This is a genomic window from Shimia sp. R9_3 (genome assembly GCF_017743755.1).
GTDB lineage: Bacteria > Pseudomonadota > Alphaproteobacteria > Rhodobacterales > Rhodobacteraceae > Shimia.
In genome coordinates this window covers 250,410-267,089 of record NZ_JAGHRP010000006.1, presented here as the reverse complement: position 1 = coordinate 267,089, position 16,680 = coordinate 250,410, and the positions used below count along the sequence as shown (strand labels likewise).

Sequence of the window (16,680 nt, the reverse complement as noted above, 5' to 3'; positions counted from 1 at the left end):
AACTTCCGCAAAGACGAAGCTGGCGCAGTCACCGTAGACTGGGTTGTTCTGACCGCTGCCGTTGTTGGCCTGGCAGTTGCAGCATTCACTGCAATCGAAACCACCACTTCCGGCCTGACCACTGAAGCAGCCGCGGCACTGACCTCTGCTGACGCAACAACCAGCGCCATTTCCACAACCAGCAGCTCCAACTAATCCCTGAGAGCTTCTCATAGGAGCAGGACAGCCTAAAAGGCCTCGCCCTGCTCTATTGCCCCCCTTTACTGGAGAAATCCCATGATCAAGTTCATCAAAAACTTCCGCAAAGACGAAGCTGGCGCAGTCACCGTAGACTGGGTTGTTCTGACCGCTGCCGTTGTTGGCCTGGCAGTTGCAGCATTCACTGCAATCGAAACCACCACTTCCGGCCTGACCACTGAAGCAGCCGCGGCACTGACCTCTGCTGACGCAACAACCAGCGCCATTTCCACAACCAGCAGCTCCAACTAATCCCTGAGAGCTTCTCATAGGAGCAGGACAGCCTAAAAGGCCTCGCCCTGCTCTATTGCCCCCCTTTACTGGAGAAATCCCATGATCAAGTTCATCAAAAACTTCCGCAAAGACGAAGCTGGCGCAGTCACCGTTGACTGGGTTGTTCTGACCGCTGCCGTTGTTGGCCTCGCAGTTGCAGCATTCACTGCAATCGAAACCACAACTTCCGGCCTGACCACCGAAGCAGCCGCGGCACTGACCTCCGCTGACGCAACAACCAGCGCCATTTCCACAACCAGCAGCTCTAACTAATTCTTGAAGAGCGCTCATAGGCCGGGCGCACTGCGATAAGCGGGGCGCCCGGCCTATCAATTTGATGACATCTCAACAGTCGGCGAGGAATTAAATGATCCGTTCTATGAAGTCTTTTAAAAACGATGAAGCGGGCGCGGTCACAGTTGACTGGGTCGTTCTGACAGCAGGTATTATTGGACTTGCGATCGTTGTTTTTGCAGCCATTGAGTCTGCGGCGCGCGCGCCGGTAACAGCTGCAGCGGTGACCCTGAATGCCGCAGACGCGACCAGCGCGGCAGTCCCAACACAGTAATATTGTGCCTCTGGCACGCTTTTATGGCTGAGCAGGCGTCCGATTTGGTCGCCTGTTTGTTTTTGCCAGCCAGCATCTGGCGCACTTCATACAGAGACGTCACGAAACCTGTCCTTTGGCTCCCTGAATTCGCCACATTTGCCAAGCAATGTCATTCGTGAACCAGTCTGTGCGCCTTCTTTGCACAACGACACAAACACGAGGTGGGACCCATGCGTGGTATCTTTGCAGCCGTGCTGCTTTTCGGTCTGGGGATCGCAGGATTCGCGGTCTACATGGCACAAAACTACATCAAGGAAATCGACAAGCAGGCCGAGCTGGCCCGCAAAAACGCGCCGCCAACCGTCGAGCTGGTGGATGGCTTTATTGTCGCGCGCCAAATGAAGTTTGGCGAGAAGCTTGCCCTCAAGGACGTGCGCCGCACCAAATGGCCTAAAGCCGCCATGCCAGAGGGCATGTTCACTAACGCCGATGAGATCTTCCCTGACGGCGACAACAAGCAACGTGTTGTCCTGCGCACCATGGAAAAAGGCGAGGTCCTGATCGCCGCCAAGCTGACCGAACCGGGCCAGGAAGCCGGCATTCGCTCCCGCCTGAAAGAGGGCGAGCGCGCCTTCACCATCAAGGTCGACGTTACAAGCGGCGTATCCGGGCTGCTGCGCCCAGGCGACCGCGTGGATGTTTACTGGACCGGCGGCGTCGAAAACGACATCACCCGTCGTGGCGACTTCACCAAGCTTATCAAACCCAATGTCAAACTGATCGCCGTGGATCAGTCCGTGAACGAAGAAATGGAAGGCGGCGGCATCGCCCGCACCGTGACCGTGGCCGTTGCCAGCGATCAAGTGCCTGCCCTGAACTTCGCGCAAAGCTCCGGCCGCCTGTCTCTCTCGCTTGTGGGCGCTGGGGATGACACGGTCGCCGAGGTGATCGAAGTTGACCAGAAACGCCTTCTGGGCATCGAAGATGCACCCGAACCGGAAGTGCGCGAGGTGGTTCAGGTGGAGCCGGAACGTGTATGCTCCATCAAAACACGCAAGGGCGGGAATGTGTCCACCATCCCGATCCCCTGCACGAACTAAACCCGAAAAACTACACTGCACGACGATGGCAGTCCAAATCAAAGGCGCCCCGGATCGCGGGCGCCTTTTTCTCGTGCAGCCCTAGGCGACACACGTCTAACGGATGGAATGTGTCTGCCTGCACACAGCCCCACACATCAACAAGCCCGCCAAAGTCATTGATTCTTGCAATATTTACCAAACTGGCGCAGAGTGCTGCCAATTGTGGGCAAAAGACCCGCGAACTGAGGCGTGATCGAGAGGCAGGTCACAATGATTATGAGACGACTTATTGGCGCGACCCTTCTGGGCGTTGCCGTCGGGGTTATGCCGCTTATGGCGCCCCCCACTGCTGCGGAAAGCCTTCGGGTGGTGCGCAGCGGCACAAACTCTTCACTTGGCGTGCCGATGAACCGCGCCGTTGTGGTGGAAAGCGACGTTCCCTTTGCAGAGCTCTCAATTGCCAACCCGGCCATTGCAGATATCTCTTCCCTGTCGGACCGCACAATCTATGTGCTTGGCAAATCTCCGGGGATCACAACGCTCACCCTGCTTGATGCAACCGGCAGGCTGATCACCAATGTCGAGGTTCAGGTATCTCCCGACCTCAGCGAATTTAAAGAGCGCCTGACCCAAATTCTCCCAGATGAGAAAATCGAAGTGCGCTCCGCCAATGATGGCATCGTCCTGTCTGGCACAGTCAGTTCTACGCAACGCCTTCAGCGTGCCCTGGATCTGGCAGAGCGTTATGCGCCAGAGCGTGTTTCAAACCTTTTGGTTGTTGGTGGCGTACAGCAGGTCTTGCTGAAAGTGCGGTTTGCCGAGATGCAGCGCAGTGTGTCCAAGGCTTTGGGCACCAGCCTTCAGATCTCCGGCTCAGGTGACATTATCGAAACCGGTCAATTCCTGTTGCCCCCAACTGACGCAGGCGGCGTGCAGGTTTCAACCGGCACAGTTGGTGCTGGTCTCTTCAACCTCGACATCGGCGCCTTCGAAGTTGGCGTGCTGATCCAGGCGCTGGAGCGCAAAGGTCTGACACGCATGTTGGCAGAGCCCAACCTGTCAGCACTCTCAGGACAAGAGGCCAGCTTCCTTGCGGGCGGCGAATATCCTGTTCCCAGCCCCGGTGAAGACGGCGAAGTCAGCGTCGAATTCAAGCCGTTTGGCATCGAGTTGAACTTTATACCACGTGTGGTCGACGGCGATCTGATCAATCTGGAACTGGCAACAGCTGTCTCCGCTCTGGATACAGCAAACGGCATCGTGGCTGGCGGCCTTAACATCGCGGCCTTCACACGTCGCGAAGCCGCAACTACTGTTGAACTCCGCGACGGGGAAAGCTTTGCCATCGCAGGCCTATTGGAAGATGACTTTCTTGACAACAATGCCCAGGTGCCTTGGCTCGGCGACATCCCTGTTCTGGGCACCCTGTTCCGCAGCGCCGACTATCAGCGCTCACAATCTGAACTGGTGATCATTGTAACGGCCCATCTGGTAACCCCCACCCGCGGCGAAGCGCTCGCGCTGCCCACAGATCGGATCAAGCCCCCCACAGAGCAGGAACTCTTCCTCTTTGGCCATGTGACCAGCAATACCAAGAAGCAATCCGGTGCTGCGGGTGAAGTGGCCAAGCAGGATTTCAATGGCTCTTACGGCTACGTGATGGATTAAGGGAAGGACGCGACATGTTGAAGAAACTGGCAATCCTCAATCTTTTCCTCGCAGCCGCCTGTTCTGACGGCGACAACAGCGCCGTGCCGTCTTGGTTCCGCGAAGCTGGCTCCGTTGTTGACAGCGGCACATTTGGCCAGGCCACCGTCAATAACCTCGGCATCCAGAATGGCGATCAAAGCTACGTCCTGAGCCTCGCCAACCGCTTCGCTGAAGAAGTGCCAGACATGGTGAACTTCCGCTTTGACAGCGCGGAACTTGACGAACAGGCGCGCGCCATCCTGCGCCAGCAGGCGGTCTGGATCAAACAGTTCCCTGAGGTGCGCTTCAAAGTCTATGGCCACACAGATGCGGTCGGCTCCAGTGCTTACAACAAACAGCTCGGCCTGCGCCGTGCACGCGCCGTTGTGGCCTACCTCGGCTCACAAGGCATCGGCGGCGACCGGCTAGAAGCGGTTGTTTCTCTCGGGAAAACCCAACCTCTTGTCGTGAGCCAGGGCCGCGAACGCCAGAACCGCCGGACCGTGACCGAAGTCACAGGCTTTGTGGACCGCCACCCCACCGTGCTTGACGGAAAATATGCCCAAATTGTCTATCGCGAATACGTGAACAGCGCCCTCCCGACGACGGCAATTTCCGGCCTCGCGGTTTCTGGCGGCGGCGAATAACACAAAGAGCCCAAAGTCGCTCACAAAACAAAGAGTTACACAAAGCCGGCCCTTGGGTCGGCTTTGTTTTGTTTGGGAAACGATCCCCGCCCCACCCGCTGATCGTCGCACAATTCCGCACAATTTCGGCTTTTTGGCCCCAATGTTGCCCCAGTTGAGGGGGATGTTCGTTCTTGAGGCAAAGTGCCCTTGCGAAGATTCGCGGCACTGGGGGCTTCCCTGAAGTCCAAACGCTGAACGAGGTGGGCACCTCTGCACAACATCACGCGCGTCAAGCGCAAGCGAACTAGAGGCTGAATATGAGTAGCGAACCGCTGCAAACTGATCAAAGTCCGATCCTGGCATGCACAATTTGCCGGGATGTGCAGAATTTTGAGCTTCTGATCGTGGACATGGAAGAGGCACTTGGGGAGCAATGGGGCGACCTGGGGTTTGAAGACGCGCTTCCATTCATGGAGCAACCGGATGCCGAACATCTGGAATTCATTGCTCTGGCGATTGATGACATGGATGAAGACGCGCTGGACGAGCTGACAGCCATCATCACAGAGGCACGCAACCGCAACATCCGCACACTTTTGATCGCCGAGGATGTCACGCCCGCGTCCCTGCACCATTTGCTGCGCCACGGCGCTGACGAATTCATCCCCTACCCGCTGCCACCGGGCGAGCTTCAGGCCGCCATCGAAAAATTGCGGACCACCACAACCGCCAAAGCCGCTGGCCCGGAAAGCAAAGTCACCCTGTCGGCCTCCTCGGAATCCCGCGAAGGCGTTTTGATCGCCGTGCATGGTCTTGCAGGCGGCACCGGCGCGACCACTCTGGCCACCAATCTCGGCTGGGAGCTGGCAACCATTGGCGACACACCGCCCAGCGTCTGTCTGGTCGATCTCGATCTGCAGTTTGGCACCATGTCCACCTATCTGGATCTGCCACGCCCGGACTCGGTGTTTGAATTGATCACCGATACCGAAAGCATGGACAGCGACAGCTTCGGTCAGGCGCTGCAGAAATACGAAGACATCCTGCATGTGCTCACCGCGCCCGCAGACATCATTCCACTGGATCTGGTCGGCCCTGAGGACATCGAGCGGGTGCTGGAAATGGCGCGCAAGCACTATGACTACGTGATCGTGGACATGCCCTCCACGCTTGTGCAGTGGTCCGAAGTCGTTCTGCAGGCGGCCCATGTCTACTTTGCGACCATGGAAATCGACATGCGCTCCGCACAAAACGCAATGCGCCTGAAACGGGCCTTGCAGGCCGAAGACCTGCCGTTTGAAAAGCTGCGCTACGTGATGAACCGCGCACCGAAATTCACTGATCTGGCGGGCAAAAGCCGCGTCAAACGTCTGGCCGAAAGCCTGAGCATCTCCATCGACCTGCATCTGCCGGACGGCGGCAAGCAGATCGCGCAGGCCTCAGACCACGGCCAACCCCTCGCGGTATCCGCGGCTAAAAACCCGCTGCGCAAGGAAATCGCCAAACTGGCCAACAGCCTGCACGCGCTCGATCAATCTGACGACAAAGCTGCCTAAAGAGGGATCACCCCATGTTCTCCCGCTATAAAAAAGCCGACGCCAAGCCCAGCGCCGCAGTCGCCCAAAAGGCGGCCGTCGCGCAGAAAAAAACTGCAAAGCCCGCCCCCACAGCCCCGGCACCGGAAGCTGCGGTCGAGGCCAAAAAGATCATGCGCCGCCCGATGGCGCAGCAGGCTGCTGGCGAAGTGGTCGCGGGCGATAAGGAACGCCGCCGCAAGGAGCGGCTTGGGGAAATCAAACTGGAGCTGCACCGCGAGCTACTGGACAACCTGAACCTTGCTGCGCTGGACAAAGCCTCCGAGCGGGAACTGCGCTCGGAAATCACGGCGATTGCCACCGAAGTGCTGCAGGAAAAGGCTATTGTCCTAAACCGCGAAGAGCGCACGACGGTCTTTCAGGAACTCTATGACGAGGTCACGGGCCTTGGTCCGCTGGAAACCCTCCTGCAGGACGAAACCGTCAACGATATTCTCGTCAACGGACCCAAGCAGATCTTTGTGGAACGCGCCGGTAAGCTGGAGCTGACCGATGTGGTGTTCAAAGACGAACGCCACCTGCTGCGCATCATCGACAAGATCGTCTCCGCCGTGGGTCGCCGGGTGGATGAATCCAACCCCTATGTGGACGCCCGCCTGGCGGATGGTTCGCGTTTTAACGCCATGGTCTCCCCGATTGCGGTGGACGGCTCGCTGGTCTCCATTCGTAAGTTCAAGAAAGACAAATTGGGCATCGACGATCTGGTGCGTTTTGGCGCTTTTTCTGAGGAAATGGCCGCCTATCTTCAGGCCGCCGTGGCCACGCGCCTCAATGTGATTGTGTCCGGTGGTACCGGCTCCGGTAAGACCACCACGCTCAACGCGCTCAGCTCCTTTATCGACAACGCCGAACGCATCCTGACCATCGAGGATACGGCGGAACTTCAGCTGCAGCAGACCCATGTGGGCCGGATGGAAAGCCGCCCGCCCAACGTGGAAGGCAAAGGCGAGGTCTCCCCGCGCGACTGTCTGAAAAACGCTCTGCGGATGCGTCCTGACCGGATCATCGTGGGCGAGACCCGCGGCGAAGAAGTGATCGACATGCTGCAGGCCATGAACACCGGCCACGACGGTTCCATGACCACGATCCACGCCAACAACGCGCGCGATGGTATCTCCCGTCTGGAAAACATGATCGCCATGGCCGGGATCGAAATGCCGATCAAAGCGGTGCGCAGCCAGATCTCTTCGGCGGTGAACCTGATCGTGCAGGCCTCCCGCCTTCAGGACGGCTCGCGCCGGATGACCTCCATCACCGAGATCACCGGCATGGAGGGCGACGTGATTTCCATGCAGGAGATCTTCCGCTTCCAGCGCACCGGCCTGACACCGGAAAACAAGATTATCGGTCACTTCACCGCCACCGGCGTGCGCAGCCACTATTCCGAGCGCTTCCGCCTCTGGGGCTATGACCTGCCACCTGAAATTTACGAACCGTCTGCGGGGTAAGACGACATGCCATTCTCACCCGAACTCATTGTCTACGGGCTTATCTTTGTGGGTGTCTTCGTTCTGGTCGAAGGCATCTACCTGACTGTTTTTGGCAAATCGATCAGCCTGAACAGCCGCGTCAACCGCCGCCTAGAGATGCTCGACAAGGGCGCCAAGCGCGAAGAGGTGCTGGAACAGCTCCGCAAGGAGATGAAACAGCACACCGAAAACCGCGGCATCCCGCTCTATTCGGTGCTGGCTGAAAAGGCCCAGAAAGCGGCCATCGCCTTCTCGCCCCAACAGCTGATCCTGATCATGGTCGCGCTCACCATCTTTGCTTTTGTGGGTCTCTCCGTCGGCACGCAAACAGGCACCGTGACCCGCGCCGCCATTAGCGTGATGATGGGCGTTGGCGGCGTCTTCACCTGGGTGTCGATGAAGGCCAACAAACGGATTTCTCTGATCGAAGAGCAGCTGCCTGACGCCATCGAACTTATGGTGCGCAGCCTGCGGGTGGGCCACCCGTTCTCCTCCGCCATTCAGATCGTCTCCAAGGAAATCGAAGACCCACTGGCCACCGAATTTGGTGTAATCGCCGATGAGGCCGCCTATGGTCGCGACATGGGCGACGCGCTCAAGGATATGGCCGAACGACTGGACATGCAGGACATGCGCTTTCTGTCTGTGGCCGTGACCATCCAGCAGCAATCCGGTGGTAACCTCGCAGAAATCCTCGCCGGCCTGTCCAAGGTGATCCGCGCACGTTTCCGCCTGTTCCGCCGCGTGAAAGCCATCACCGCCGAGGCGAAATGGTCCGGCAAATTCCTGTCCGCCTTCCCGGTTCTGGCGCTGATCGTGATCAACGTGATGGACCCGAACTACTACGACGAAGTCAAAGACCACTGGCTCTACATTCCCGGCTGTATCGCCGTGGGCATGTTCCTTGGCCTGAACCTCATCGTGATGAAAATCCTGACCAACATCAAAGTTTGAGGAGAGACCACTATGACCACTATGGAAGCCTTGAACCTGATGTTGACCGACATGATCGGTCCCCAAGGTCCCCTACTCGCTGTTCTGGTGCTTGGCGGCTTCTTTGCCCTGCTGGTTTTCGCCATGATGGTCGCCCGTCAGGATGACCCCATCGAAAAGCTCAAGCGCGCGCAAAGCGGCAAGACAGACACCAAGAACTCACAACAGGATAAGCTGCGGCGCAAGGCGGCCAACGCCAAACTCGACAAATACAAAGCCTTCCTGGAGCCTCAAAGCGAAGAGGAACTGAGCTCTGTCCGCCTCAAACTGATGCAGGCAGGCTACCCGTCCCGCGATGCGGTGCGCGCCTATCATTTGGCACAGTTTCTTCTGGGCATCGGCGGTCTGATCTTGGGCGTGAGCTACTTTATCTTCGTGAAGCAGACCCCGGACTCCAGCACCACCGACATGATGCTCTGGACCCTTGGCCCCGGTGCGGCAGGCTACATGCTGCCGAAATACTGGGTGACCCGCCGCGTTGAAGAGCGCAAAGAGGAAATCACCGCAGGCTTCCCTGACAGCCTCGATATGATGCTGGTTTGCGTGGAAGCCGGTCAGTCGCTCGATCAATCCATCGTCCGCGTTGCTGCCGAGTTGCGCGCCTCCTATCCGGCGCTCAGTCAGGAATTTCAGATCGTCGCGCAGGAGATGAAAGCCGGTAAAGACAAATCTCAGGTGCTCTCTGACATGGGCGAGCGTTGCGGCGTGCAGGATGTGTCCTCCTTTGTGACCGTGCTGATCCAATCGGCCACCTTTGGTACCTCCATCGCCGAGGCTCTGCGGGTCTATGCCGGAGAGATGCGTGACAAACGTGTGATGCGGGCGGAAGAGGCGGCAAACAAGTTGCCAACAAAGATGACATTGGCCACAATGATGCTCACAGTGCCGCCGCTGTTGATCATTCTGGTCAGCCCATCCGTGATCGGGATCACGCAGCTCGGCCAATAAGGCAAAACGAGCAAAAGCAAAAAAGATGACAGGTTTTCGGGCCTGCGCCCTTATCGCAGCATTTTCACTGGCCGCCTGTGACACGGGCGGCCTTGGGGCGTCCAAAGACAGCCCCTACGCGCCCGCCGTGGACCGCTCTGAACCAGCGGTTGACGGTTTGCTTGTGGGCTGGCGCCTGATGGATGCGGGCGAATACGAGCTGGCCATGGACGCCTTTGTGCGCGCCGCCGTGGATCAGGGCCGCACGCCCGAAGTGATCTCTGCTGTTGGCACCGCCAATCTGGTCATGGGCCGTCTGGGGCAAGCAGAAACCATGCTGCGGGAGGCCACTCAGGCAGATGACACAAACCCCGAAACCTGGAACAATCTTGGCGTTGCGCTGATGGAACAGGGCAAAAACGCCGAGGCCGAACAGATCCTCAGACGGGCCTATGCGCTGGACAATGGCGAAAGTGACGCAATCCGGGATAATTTGCGCTTAGCGCTCGCAAAATCGAATCAACCCAGCTATGCTGACGAAAAACCACAAGAATATAAGTTGGTTCGACGGGGCAGCAGTGACTATCTCATCCGTCAGACACCATAGTTGAAGGCACGAGCAGCAAAGGACGCAAAAATGCGCCATACTGTGTTGGGGTCGATCTGCGGGCTAAGCTTGGTTGTTTTGGCAGCCTGCTCCGATAGCGACCAAGAGAGCGTTGAGCGCGCGATTCAGGACGTGAACGCGCTGGATGAAAGCAACCTGTCAGATGTGATGCTGACGGTGGCGGATCCAAACGAAGGCATTGCCTATTTCCAACGCACGTTGAACGACAACCCGGACCGTATTGATATTCAGCGTGGTCTGGCGGTGTCTTATGTGCGCGCAAAACGCTTCACCGAGGCCGTCCCGGCCTGGACACGTGTCACCAAACACAAAGAGAGTACCGCAAACGACCGCGTTGATCTCGCCGATGCGCAAATCCGTGCAGGCCAGTGGGACGCAGCCGAAAAGACGCTGGACAGCATTCCTCCCACCCATGAGACCTTCAAGCGCTATCGCCTTGAGGCCATGATTGCGGACAGCAATCAGGAATGGAACCGCGCCGACAGCTTCTATGAAATCGCGGTTGGTCTGACCACACGCCCCGGCGGTGTGATGAACAACTGGGGCTACTCCAAACTGACCCGCGGCGACTACGCCGAAGCGGAACGCCTGTTTGGCGAGGCCATCCGTCAGGACAGCACGCTTTTCACCGCCAAGAACAACATGGTTCTCGCCCGTGGCGCGCAGCGCAAATACACGCTGCCTGTTGTGCCCATGGTGCAAACCGAGCGCGCGCAGCTGCTGCACACGCTTGCGCTTTCAGCGATCAAGCAAGGCGACACCGAGACCGGCAAGGTTCTGCTGCGCGAAGCCATCGAAACGCACCCGCAGCACTTTGAGGCAGCGGTCCGTGCTCTGGATGCACTTGAGCGCACCTAAGGCTTTATAAAGATGCAGGTTTCCAGTAGTTTTGCGCTATGGTCGCTGATCTTGGCGCTCCCGATTTGCCTGTATGCTTTCTATGTCGACATGAAGTTCAAACGGATCAGCAACATGACCGTTTGGGCGCTCTTTGCCGTCTTTGTTGTGGTCGGCCTTGCCTCCCTGCCGCTGATGGATTTTGTCTGGCGTTTTGCCAATTACGCGGTGGTCTTTGCCATCCTCCTGTTGATGTGGATGCTGCGGCAGATGGGGGCTGGCGACGTGAAAATGGCCGCCGTTGGCGCGCTTTTTGTGGACCGCGCAGACGCGGGCGACATGATGTGGATTGCCTTTGCCTCGCTGATCGCCGCCACCGTTGCCACCCTGATCGTGCGCTTCACACCCCTGCGCAAACTTGCGCCTGACTGGGCCGCATGGCGGCTGAAACCCTCAGCTGACGGCGTGGCTGTGGGCAAAGGCGATCAGATGACCCTGCCCATGGGCACCGGCATCGGCCTGATGCTCTGTACATACCTCCTGCTCGGCGCTTTTTACGGCCAGTAACACCGCGATCTGGCGAAGGCGCTTTTTGCAAGCCGCTGTCTGTGCAAGCTTCACCTTCGCGGCTTGATGCGGCCCAAAAAACGCCACCTTTTGATTGTCTATGAGATGGAAACAGCAATGGGGCCAGCCGTGGCCCGATTAGGAGCGATCCATCCATGAATATGCAGACCACCAATGTGATGGCCCCGCCGCCCCCCAAGCGGCTCGAAGACATGCAACTGCCTGTTGTCATGATGCGGGACATTCTGCTGAAAACCATCTTCCGCAAAAACGTGGACATGGTCACCGCAATCGCCAAGGCCGTCTGCCTACCCATCGCCGTCACCCAACAGCTGGTGGATATGGCGCGCGAACAGAAGCTGCTTGAGGCCACCGGAACACTCAACGCCAACAGCGGCAATGAAATGGGCTATCAGCTCACCGATGCCGGCAAATCCCGCGCCATGGATGCGCTGGCCCAGTCCGAGTATTTCGGCGCCATGCCAGTGCCGCTCGAAGTCTACCGCGAGCAGGTCAAACGCCAGTCCATCCGCAACATCCAGATCACCCGGGACCAACTGACCAACGCAATGGGGCATCTCATCCTGCCCCCCACCCTGCTGGATCAGTTGGGACCGGCTGTGGGTTCCGGCCGCTCCATCCTGATGTACGGCCCTCCCGGCAACGGTAAATCCTCGATTTCCAACGGCATTCGCGACGCAATGGGGGATAAGGTCTATGTGCCCCACGCCATCGAATACGCCGGTCAGGTGATCACCGTTTATGACCCGATTGTGCACTCCGCCGCCGAAGCCGAAGAACAAGACATGTCGAGCCTGCGCCGCACCGCACGCTTTGACAGCCGCTATGTCAAATGTGACCGCCCCACCGTGATCACCGGGGGTGAGCTGTCCCTCAGCATGCTTGATCTGGTCTACAACCCAACCGCGCGCACCTATCAGGCGCCTCTGCAGCTGAAGTCCAGCGGCGGCATCTTCATCGTGGACGACTTGGGCCGCCAGGAAGAACCGCCTCAGGCGCTCGTGAACCGTTGGATTGTTCCGCTTGAGGAAAGCAAAGACATCCTTGCCCTTCAGTCCGGTGAGAAATTCGAGGTGCCTTTTGACACACTCGTCATTTTCTCCACCAACTTCCACCCGAATGAGATCTTTGACCAAGCGGCGTTGCGCCGGATTTTCTACAAGATCAAAATCGACGGCCCAAGTCAGGAGAACTTCCTGAAAATCTTCGCGCTGGTTGCCAAGAAAAAAGGTCTGCCGCTGGACGAAGCCAGCCTCGTGCATCTGCTGAAAACCAAATATCCCACGATCGACAACACCTATGCGAACTATCAGCCGGTGTTCCTGATCGACCAGATGATTTCCATCTGCGAATTTGAGGGCATTCCCTACCAGATGCGCCCCGACCTCATCGACCGCGCCTGGTCCAATATGTTTGTGAAAGACGAGCACATTGTGAAGTAACCGGCCCCATTGCCAAAGACAGTCTCAGGGGGATCAGCGTTGCTGCGCCCCCTTTTTCTTTTCTCCGCCAAGGCCTACATTGCGGCCATGACGCCCCTCGCCCGCCTTTTCGCCCTTCCGGTCAAAGCTTACCGGCTGATTTTCAGCCCATGGGTGGGGTTTAACTGCCGCTATCAACCAACCTGTTCCGCCTATGCGCTGGAAGCTTTGGAAAAACATGGCGCGGTCAAAGGCAGCTGGCTCACTCTGCGCCGCATCGGGCGCTGCCATCCGCTCGGCAGCTCAGGCTATGATCCGGTCCCGGACGGCAAAGACGACAAACACTGCGGCTGCTCAAAGTCCTGAAACCCGCCGATTTCTGCCGCTCACGCGAGGCACTCTGGACAGGCCCCACTAATCTACCTAGAGCTGTGGCATCACCCATTGATTTGTTTGGAGTTTTCCCATGCGTTTTTCACGTCTTCTCGCGGCCTCAGTTGTCGCCACTCTCGCCGCTTCCGCCAGCTATGCGGATAAATTTGTCGGCTACGGCGCGATTGAGGGGTGGAATGTCCACATCGACACCGAAAAGAAATCCTGCCTTGTTGAGACCAAGGATCAACTCGACAACGTGATCCAAATGGGCCTGACCAAAGATCGCGGCATCGGCTACATCGGCGTGTTCACCACAGCCGAGACAGACATCAAGCGCGGCGACAAAGAAGCGGTTGGCATTTTGCTCGGCGATGAAATCTATGTTGGCGAAGCCACCGGCATGCGCGGCAATATCACCAAGGGCTACAGCGGCGGCTACGTCCTGACCGACAACCCCGCTGTTTACGAGGCCATCCGCCGCGAGCAGACCATGATTGTCTTCCCGGAAAAACACTACAGCTTCACCGTTGATCTGACCGGCACCGCCAAGGCGCTCGATCTGGCGCGCAAATGCAACCAAGAGCAAGTTCAGTGAGCCGCTCAGCACGCATAAGCAGCGGTGCCTGACGCCTGACACCAAAGGCGTAAGACAAAGCGCCGAATGGTTAAGAATGGGATTGCACCTTAAGCGGTCCCATTTTTATTTCCTCACACCTCTGGCGCGCAAAAGCTCACTAAAAACCAATCTTTTGTACAGCTTTGAGGCGCACCATAAAAAACAGGGCCTTTGACTGCGAATCTCAGCTTGCGCCGCATGACTCTCCTGTGGATAACTTTGGGGACAGATTGACCTTTGCCCAAGACTTCGCATAAGGCGCACATGCTTGATGATCTCGATGATATTCACCCGCTTTTTCACGGCGCGCCTTCTTCCGCTAGTTTCAAGAAGTTGCGCAAACGAATCGTACGCCAAACCCGTGAGGCAATCGAACAATACGGTATGATTGAGCGCGGCGCGCGCTGGCTTGTGTGCCTCTCCGGCGGCAAGGATTCCTATACCCTGTTGGCTATTTTGCATGAATTGAAGTGGCGCGGCCTTTTGCCGGTCGAGCTTCTGGCCTGCAACCTGGATCAGGGCCAGCCGGGCTTTCCGGCAACCGTGTTGCCCGAATTTCTGGAGCGCATGAAGGTTCCGCACCGCATCGAATATCAGGACACCTATTCGATCGTGAAAGACAAGGTTCCGGCCGGTCGCACCTATTGTGCACTGTGTTCACGTCTGCGCCGCGGCAACCTCTACCGCATTGCCCGCGAAGAAGGCTGCAGCGCCGTGGTTCTGGGACACCACCGCGACGACATTCTGGAAACATTTTTCATGAACCTCTTTCACGGCGGGCGCCTGGCGACCATGCCCCCCAAATTGGTTAACGAAGAAGGGGATCTTTTTGTCTACCGCCCTCTCGCCCATGTGGCCGAAGCCGATTGCGAGAAATTTGCCAATGCGATGAACTACCCCATCATTCCGTGTGATCTCTGCGGCTCGCAAGACGGGCTCCAAAGACAGCAGGTCAAACAGATTTTGGACCAATGGGAGGCCAACAGCCCCGGTCGTCGGCAGGTGATGTTCAAAGCCCTCACCAACGTACGGCCCAGCCACATGATGGATCCGAACCTCTTCGATTTTGCCGGTTTGATGCGTGATCCAGTAAAATTTGAACAAAATTCCGACAGCATTCCTAAGCTGCGTTAACGGATCACTTAAGAGAATCGATAAGAGTAGTTCGAGTTTTATGCCGCACGGGAAACGTCAAATGCAGTCAAAGCTGGGACAGCTCTTGGAATCGCTTCGTGCATTCTGGGTTCAGGAGTCTCATGTCCGGCAAGCGCTTCCGCTTGTCGTGCCTTTGGCGACTCTGGCGGCATGGTTCATCTTTGGCGAGATCGGCCTGCTGATCTGCGCCTTCCTGCTGCCGCTGCCGTTTCTGGCCTTCTCGCCGTTTTCCGAAAGCAGCAAGCGCCGCGGCCGCAGTGAAACAGACGGGCTGACCGGCCTGCTGACCAGCACGGGCCTTGAGCACAAGATGCAGGACAAGATGGCGACGCTGGAGCACGACGGTCGCGTGACCGCCTGCTTCTCCATCAAGATCGACAATTTTGCCCGTCTGCGTGAAAACCACGGCGATCAGGCCGCCGAAGACGTGCTGCGCAATGTCGCCAACCGTCTCAAAAGCGCCTTGCGCTCTGACGATATGGTGGCGCGCTCCGGCGATGCGGCCTTTGTTGTCGCACTGGCACCTGTGGCCTATTTTGATGTCGAAAGCGGCATCCAGATGGCCACCCGTTTCCAGACCGCTTTGGAAGAGCCGGTGCCCCTGCAGATGGCCTCCATCTATGTCAGCGTGTCCGTGGGCTTCTGCCTGTCCTCACGTCTGAGCCGCCCAACCGCGACAGCGCTCATTCAGGCCTCCGAAATGGCCATGAACGAGGCGCAGCTCACCGGTGCCTCCAACATCCGCGCCTATTCCACGGATATGGGCCGCAAGGTGATCTCCCGCCGCAAAACCCAAAGCGAAGCGGCCCGCACCCTGCAGCGCGACCAAATCCGCGCGTGGTTCCAGCCGCAGGTCTCCACCGACACCGGCCTTGTGACCGGCTTTGAGGCGCTGGCCCGTTGGGAACACCCCGAACGCGGCATCCTTGCCCCCATCCAGTTTCTCGACGTCCTGCAACAGACCGGACAGATGAGCCAGCTTGCCGACCTGATGCTGCGCCAATCCCTTGGTGCCCTGCGTGCTTGGGATGATGCGGGCTACAGCGTGCCGGTTGTTGGTGTGAATTTCGCAGGCGAAGAGCTGCGCAGCCCCACTCTGGTAGAGCGCATCCAATGGGAACTCGACCGCACCGAGCTATTGCCTGCGCGTCTCGGCATCGAAGTGCTGGAAAGCGTGGTGGCTGGTGCGCCTGACGATATGGTGGTGCGCAACCTTGAAGCCATCTCCGCCCTTGGCTGCTCTGTGGATCTGGATGACTTTGGCACCGGCCACGCCTCCATCTCCTCCATCCGCCGCCTGCCGGTCAAGCGCATCAAGATTGACCGTTCCTTTGTCACCAATGTCGACCGCGATCAGGAGCAGCAGCGCATGATTGCCGCGATTGTCACCATGGCAGAGCGTCTGGGCCTCGAAACTCTCGCCGAGGGCGTGGAAAACTCCGCAGAACACGCCATGCTGGCGCAGCTCGGCTGCTCTCACGTGCAGGGCTACGGCATCGCCCGCCCAATGCCGTTCCATGAGACCCTGAAATGGATGGCCGCCCATCAGGAAAAGATCGGCCCGGCCCTCCAGATCGGCAACAAACCGAGCTGATCTGCGCGCCAACAGCCACGCG

At 58.1% G+C, this 16,680-nt stretch carries 19 protein-coding genes; all 19 read left to right on the top strand.

Translation table 11 applies throughout. The features are described 5' to 3' along the window. A partial coding sequence (locus J7412_RS16605) for a hypothetical protein (protein WP_209079634.1) occupies positions 1 to 195 on the top strand: 195 nt, incomplete at its 5' end. An 81-nt stretch (positions 196 to 276) separates the two neighbouring features. Continuing rightward, entirely contained in the window at positions 277 to 489 is a 213-nt protein-coding gene (locus tag J7412_RS16600) for a hypothetical protein (RefSeq protein WP_209079633.1), read from the top strand. 81 nt (positions 490 to 570) lie between these two features. Next, positions 571 to 783 carry a hypothetical protein gene (locus J7412_RS16595; protein ID WP_209079633.1) on the top strand — a complete coding sequence of 71 codons (213 nt, stop codon included), beginning with the start codon at positions 571 to 573 and terminating at the stop codon, positions 781 to 783. A gap of 94 nt (positions 784 to 877) precedes the next feature. Then, positions 878 to 1,078: a hypothetical protein gene (locus J7412_RS16590; RefSeq protein ID WP_209064498.1), complete on the top strand. Its 201-nt coding sequence runs from the start codon at positions 878 to 880 to the stop codon at positions 1,076 to 1,078. A 212-nt stretch (positions 1,079 to 1,290) separates the two neighbouring features. Beyond that, entirely contained in the window at positions 1,291 to 2,160 is an 870-nt protein-coding gene (gene cpaB / locus J7412_RS16585) for a Flp pilus assembly protein CpaB (protein WP_209079632.1), read from the top strand. A 252-nt stretch (positions 2,161 to 2,412) separates the two neighbouring features. Continuing rightward, positions 2,413 to 3,810 carry a type II and III secretion system protein family protein gene (locus J7412_RS16580; RefSeq protein WP_209079631.1) on the top strand — a complete coding sequence of 466 codons (1,398 nt, stop codon included), beginning with the start codon at positions 2,413 to 2,415 and terminating at the stop codon, positions 3,808 to 3,810. A gap of 14 nt (positions 3,811 to 3,824) precedes the next feature. After that, positions 3,825 to 4,478 carry an OmpA family protein gene (locus J7412_RS16575; protein ID WP_209079630.1) on the top strand — a complete coding sequence of 218 codons (654 nt, stop codon included), beginning with the start codon at positions 3,825 to 3,827 and terminating at the stop codon, positions 4,476 to 4,478. Positions 4,479 to 4,777: 299 nt separating this feature from the next. Then, complete coding sequence (locus tag J7412_RS16570; RefSeq protein WP_209079629.1) at positions 4,778 to 6,016, top strand: AAA family ATPase; 1,239 nt, start codon at positions 4,778 to 4,780, stop codon at positions 6,014 to 6,016. Positions 6,017 to 6,030: 14 nt separating this feature from the next. Further along, positions 6,031 to 7,503, top strand: a complete 1,473-nt coding sequence (locus tag J7412_RS16565; RefSeq protein ID WP_209079628.1) for a CpaF family protein — start codon at positions 6,031 to 6,033, stop codon at positions 7,501 to 7,503. 6 nt (positions 7,504 to 7,509) lie between these two features. Further along, the gene (locus J7412_RS16560) at positions 7,510 to 8,478 is read left to right on the top strand and encodes a type II secretion system F family protein (RefSeq protein ID WP_209079627.1); all 969 of its coding nucleotides are present in this window, start codon (positions 7,510 to 7,512) and stop codon (positions 8,476 to 8,478) included. A 12-nt stretch (positions 8,479 to 8,490) separates the two neighbouring features. Next, positions 8,491 to 9,465: a type II secretion system F family protein gene (locus J7412_RS16555; RefSeq protein ID WP_209079626.1), complete on the top strand. Its 975-nt coding sequence runs from the start codon at positions 8,491 to 8,493 to the stop codon at positions 9,463 to 9,465. 25 nt (positions 9,466 to 9,490) lie between these two features. Beyond that, positions 9,491 to 10,051: a tetratricopeptide repeat protein gene (locus J7412_RS16550; protein ID WP_209064481.1), complete on the top strand. Its 561-nt coding sequence runs from the start codon at positions 9,491 to 9,493 to the stop codon at positions 10,049 to 10,051. Positions 10,052 to 10,081: 30 nt separating this feature from the next. Further along, complete coding sequence (locus J7412_RS16545; protein ID WP_209079625.1) at positions 10,082 to 10,930, top strand: tetratricopeptide repeat protein; 849 nt, start codon at positions 10,082 to 10,084, stop codon at positions 10,928 to 10,930. 12 nt (positions 10,931 to 10,942) lie between these two features. Beyond that, a complete protein-coding gene (locus J7412_RS16540; RefSeq protein ID WP_209079624.1) occupies positions 10,943 to 11,476 on the top strand; it encodes a prepilin peptidase in 534 nt (177 codons plus the stop codon). A 155-nt stretch (positions 11,477 to 11,631) separates the two neighbouring features. After that, entirely contained in the window at positions 11,632 to 12,939 is a 1,308-nt protein-coding gene (locus J7412_RS16535) for an ATPase (RefSeq protein WP_209064475.1), read from the top strand. 87 nt (positions 12,940 to 13,026) lie between these two features. Next, positions 13,027 to 13,284 carry a membrane protein insertion efficiency factor YidD gene (gene yidD / locus J7412_RS16530; RefSeq protein ID WP_209064523.1) on the top strand — a complete coding sequence of 86 codons (258 nt, stop codon included), beginning with the start codon at positions 13,027 to 13,029 and terminating at the stop codon, positions 13,282 to 13,284. A 100-nt stretch (positions 13,285 to 13,384) separates the two neighbouring features. Next, positions 13,385 to 13,888: a hypothetical protein gene (locus J7412_RS16525; protein ID WP_209079623.1), complete on the top strand. Its 504-nt coding sequence runs from the start codon at positions 13,385 to 13,387 to the stop codon at positions 13,886 to 13,888. Between the two features lie 285 nt (positions 13,889 to 14,173). Further along, the gene (ttcA, locus tag J7412_RS16520) at positions 14,174 to 15,043 is read left to right on the top strand and encodes a tRNA 2-thiocytidine(32) synthetase TtcA (RefSeq protein ID WP_209079622.1); all 870 of its coding nucleotides are present in this window, start codon (positions 14,174 to 14,176) and stop codon (positions 15,041 to 15,043) included. 61 nt (positions 15,044 to 15,104) lie between these two features. Beyond that, on the top strand, positions 15,105 to 16,658 hold the full coding sequence (locus J7412_RS16515; RefSeq protein ID WP_209079621.1) for a bifunctional diguanylate cyclase/phosphodiesterase: 1,554 nt from the start codon (positions 15,105 to 15,107) through the stop codon (positions 16,656 to 16,658). The last annotated feature ends 22 nt before the right edge of the window (positions 16,659 to 16,680 follow it).

Bases quoted from the DNA above. Each gene is read 5' to 3' on its own strand.
- J7412_RS16600 (WP_209079633.1), top strand. From the start codon at position 277: ATGATCAAGTTCATCAAAAACTTCCGCAAAGACGAAGCTGGCGCAGTC.
- J7412_RS16595 (WP_209079633.1), top strand. From the start codon at position 571: ATGATCAAGTTCATCAAAAACTTCCGCAAAGACGAAGCTGGCGCAGTC.
- J7412_RS16590 (WP_209064498.1), top strand. From the start codon at position 878: ATGATCCGTTCTATGAAGTCTTTTAAAAACGATGAAGCGGGCGCGGTC.
- cpaB (WP_209079632.1), top strand. From the start codon at position 1,291: ATGCGTGGTATCTTTGCAGCCGTGCTGCTTTTCGGTCTGGGGATCGCA.
- J7412_RS16580 (WP_209079631.1), top strand. From the start codon at position 2,413: ATGATTATGAGACGACTTATTGGCGCGACCCTTCTGGGCGTTGCCGTC.
- J7412_RS16575 (WP_209079630.1), top strand. From the start codon at position 3,825: ATGTTGAAGAAACTGGCAATCCTCAATCTTTTCCTCGCAGCCGCCTGT.
- J7412_RS16570 (WP_209079629.1), top strand. From the start codon at position 4,778: ATGAGTAGCGAACCGCTGCAAACTGATCAAAGTCCGATCCTGGCATGC.
- J7412_RS16565 (WP_209079628.1), top strand. From the start codon at position 6,031: ATGTTCTCCCGCTATAAAAAAGCCGACGCCAAGCCCAGCGCCGCAGTC.
- J7412_RS16560 (WP_209079627.1), top strand. From the start codon at position 7,510: ATGCCATTCTCACCCGAACTCATTGTCTACGGGCTTATCTTTGTGGGT.
- J7412_RS16555 (WP_209079626.1), top strand. From the start codon at position 8,491: ATGACCACTATGGAAGCCTTGAACCTGATGTTGACCGACATGATCGGT.
- J7412_RS16550 (WP_209064481.1), top strand. From the start codon at position 9,491: ATGACAGGTTTTCGGGCCTGCGCCCTTATCGCAGCATTTTCACTGGCC.
- J7412_RS16545 (WP_209079625.1), top strand. From the start codon at position 10,082: ATGCGCCATACTGTGTTGGGGTCGATCTGCGGGCTAAGCTTGGTTGTT.
- J7412_RS16540 (WP_209079624.1), top strand. From the start codon at position 10,943: ATGCAGGTTTCCAGTAGTTTTGCGCTATGGTCGCTGATCTTGGCGCTC.
- J7412_RS16535 (WP_209064475.1), top strand. From the start codon at position 11,632: ATGAATATGCAGACCACCAATGTGATGGCCCCGCCGCCCCCCAAGCGG.
- yidD (WP_209064523.1), top strand. From the start codon at position 13,027: ATGACGCCCCTCGCCCGCCTTTTCGCCCTTCCGGTCAAAGCTTACCGG.
- J7412_RS16525 (WP_209079623.1), top strand. From the start codon at position 13,385: ATGCGTTTTTCACGTCTTCTCGCGGCCTCAGTTGTCGCCACTCTCGCC.
- ttcA (WP_209079622.1), top strand. From the start codon at position 14,174: ATGCTTGATGATCTCGATGATATTCACCCGCTTTTTCACGGCGCGCCT.
- J7412_RS16515 (WP_209079621.1), top strand. From the start codon at position 15,105: ATGCAGTCAAAGCTGGGACAGCTCTTGGAATCGCTTCGTGCATTCTGG.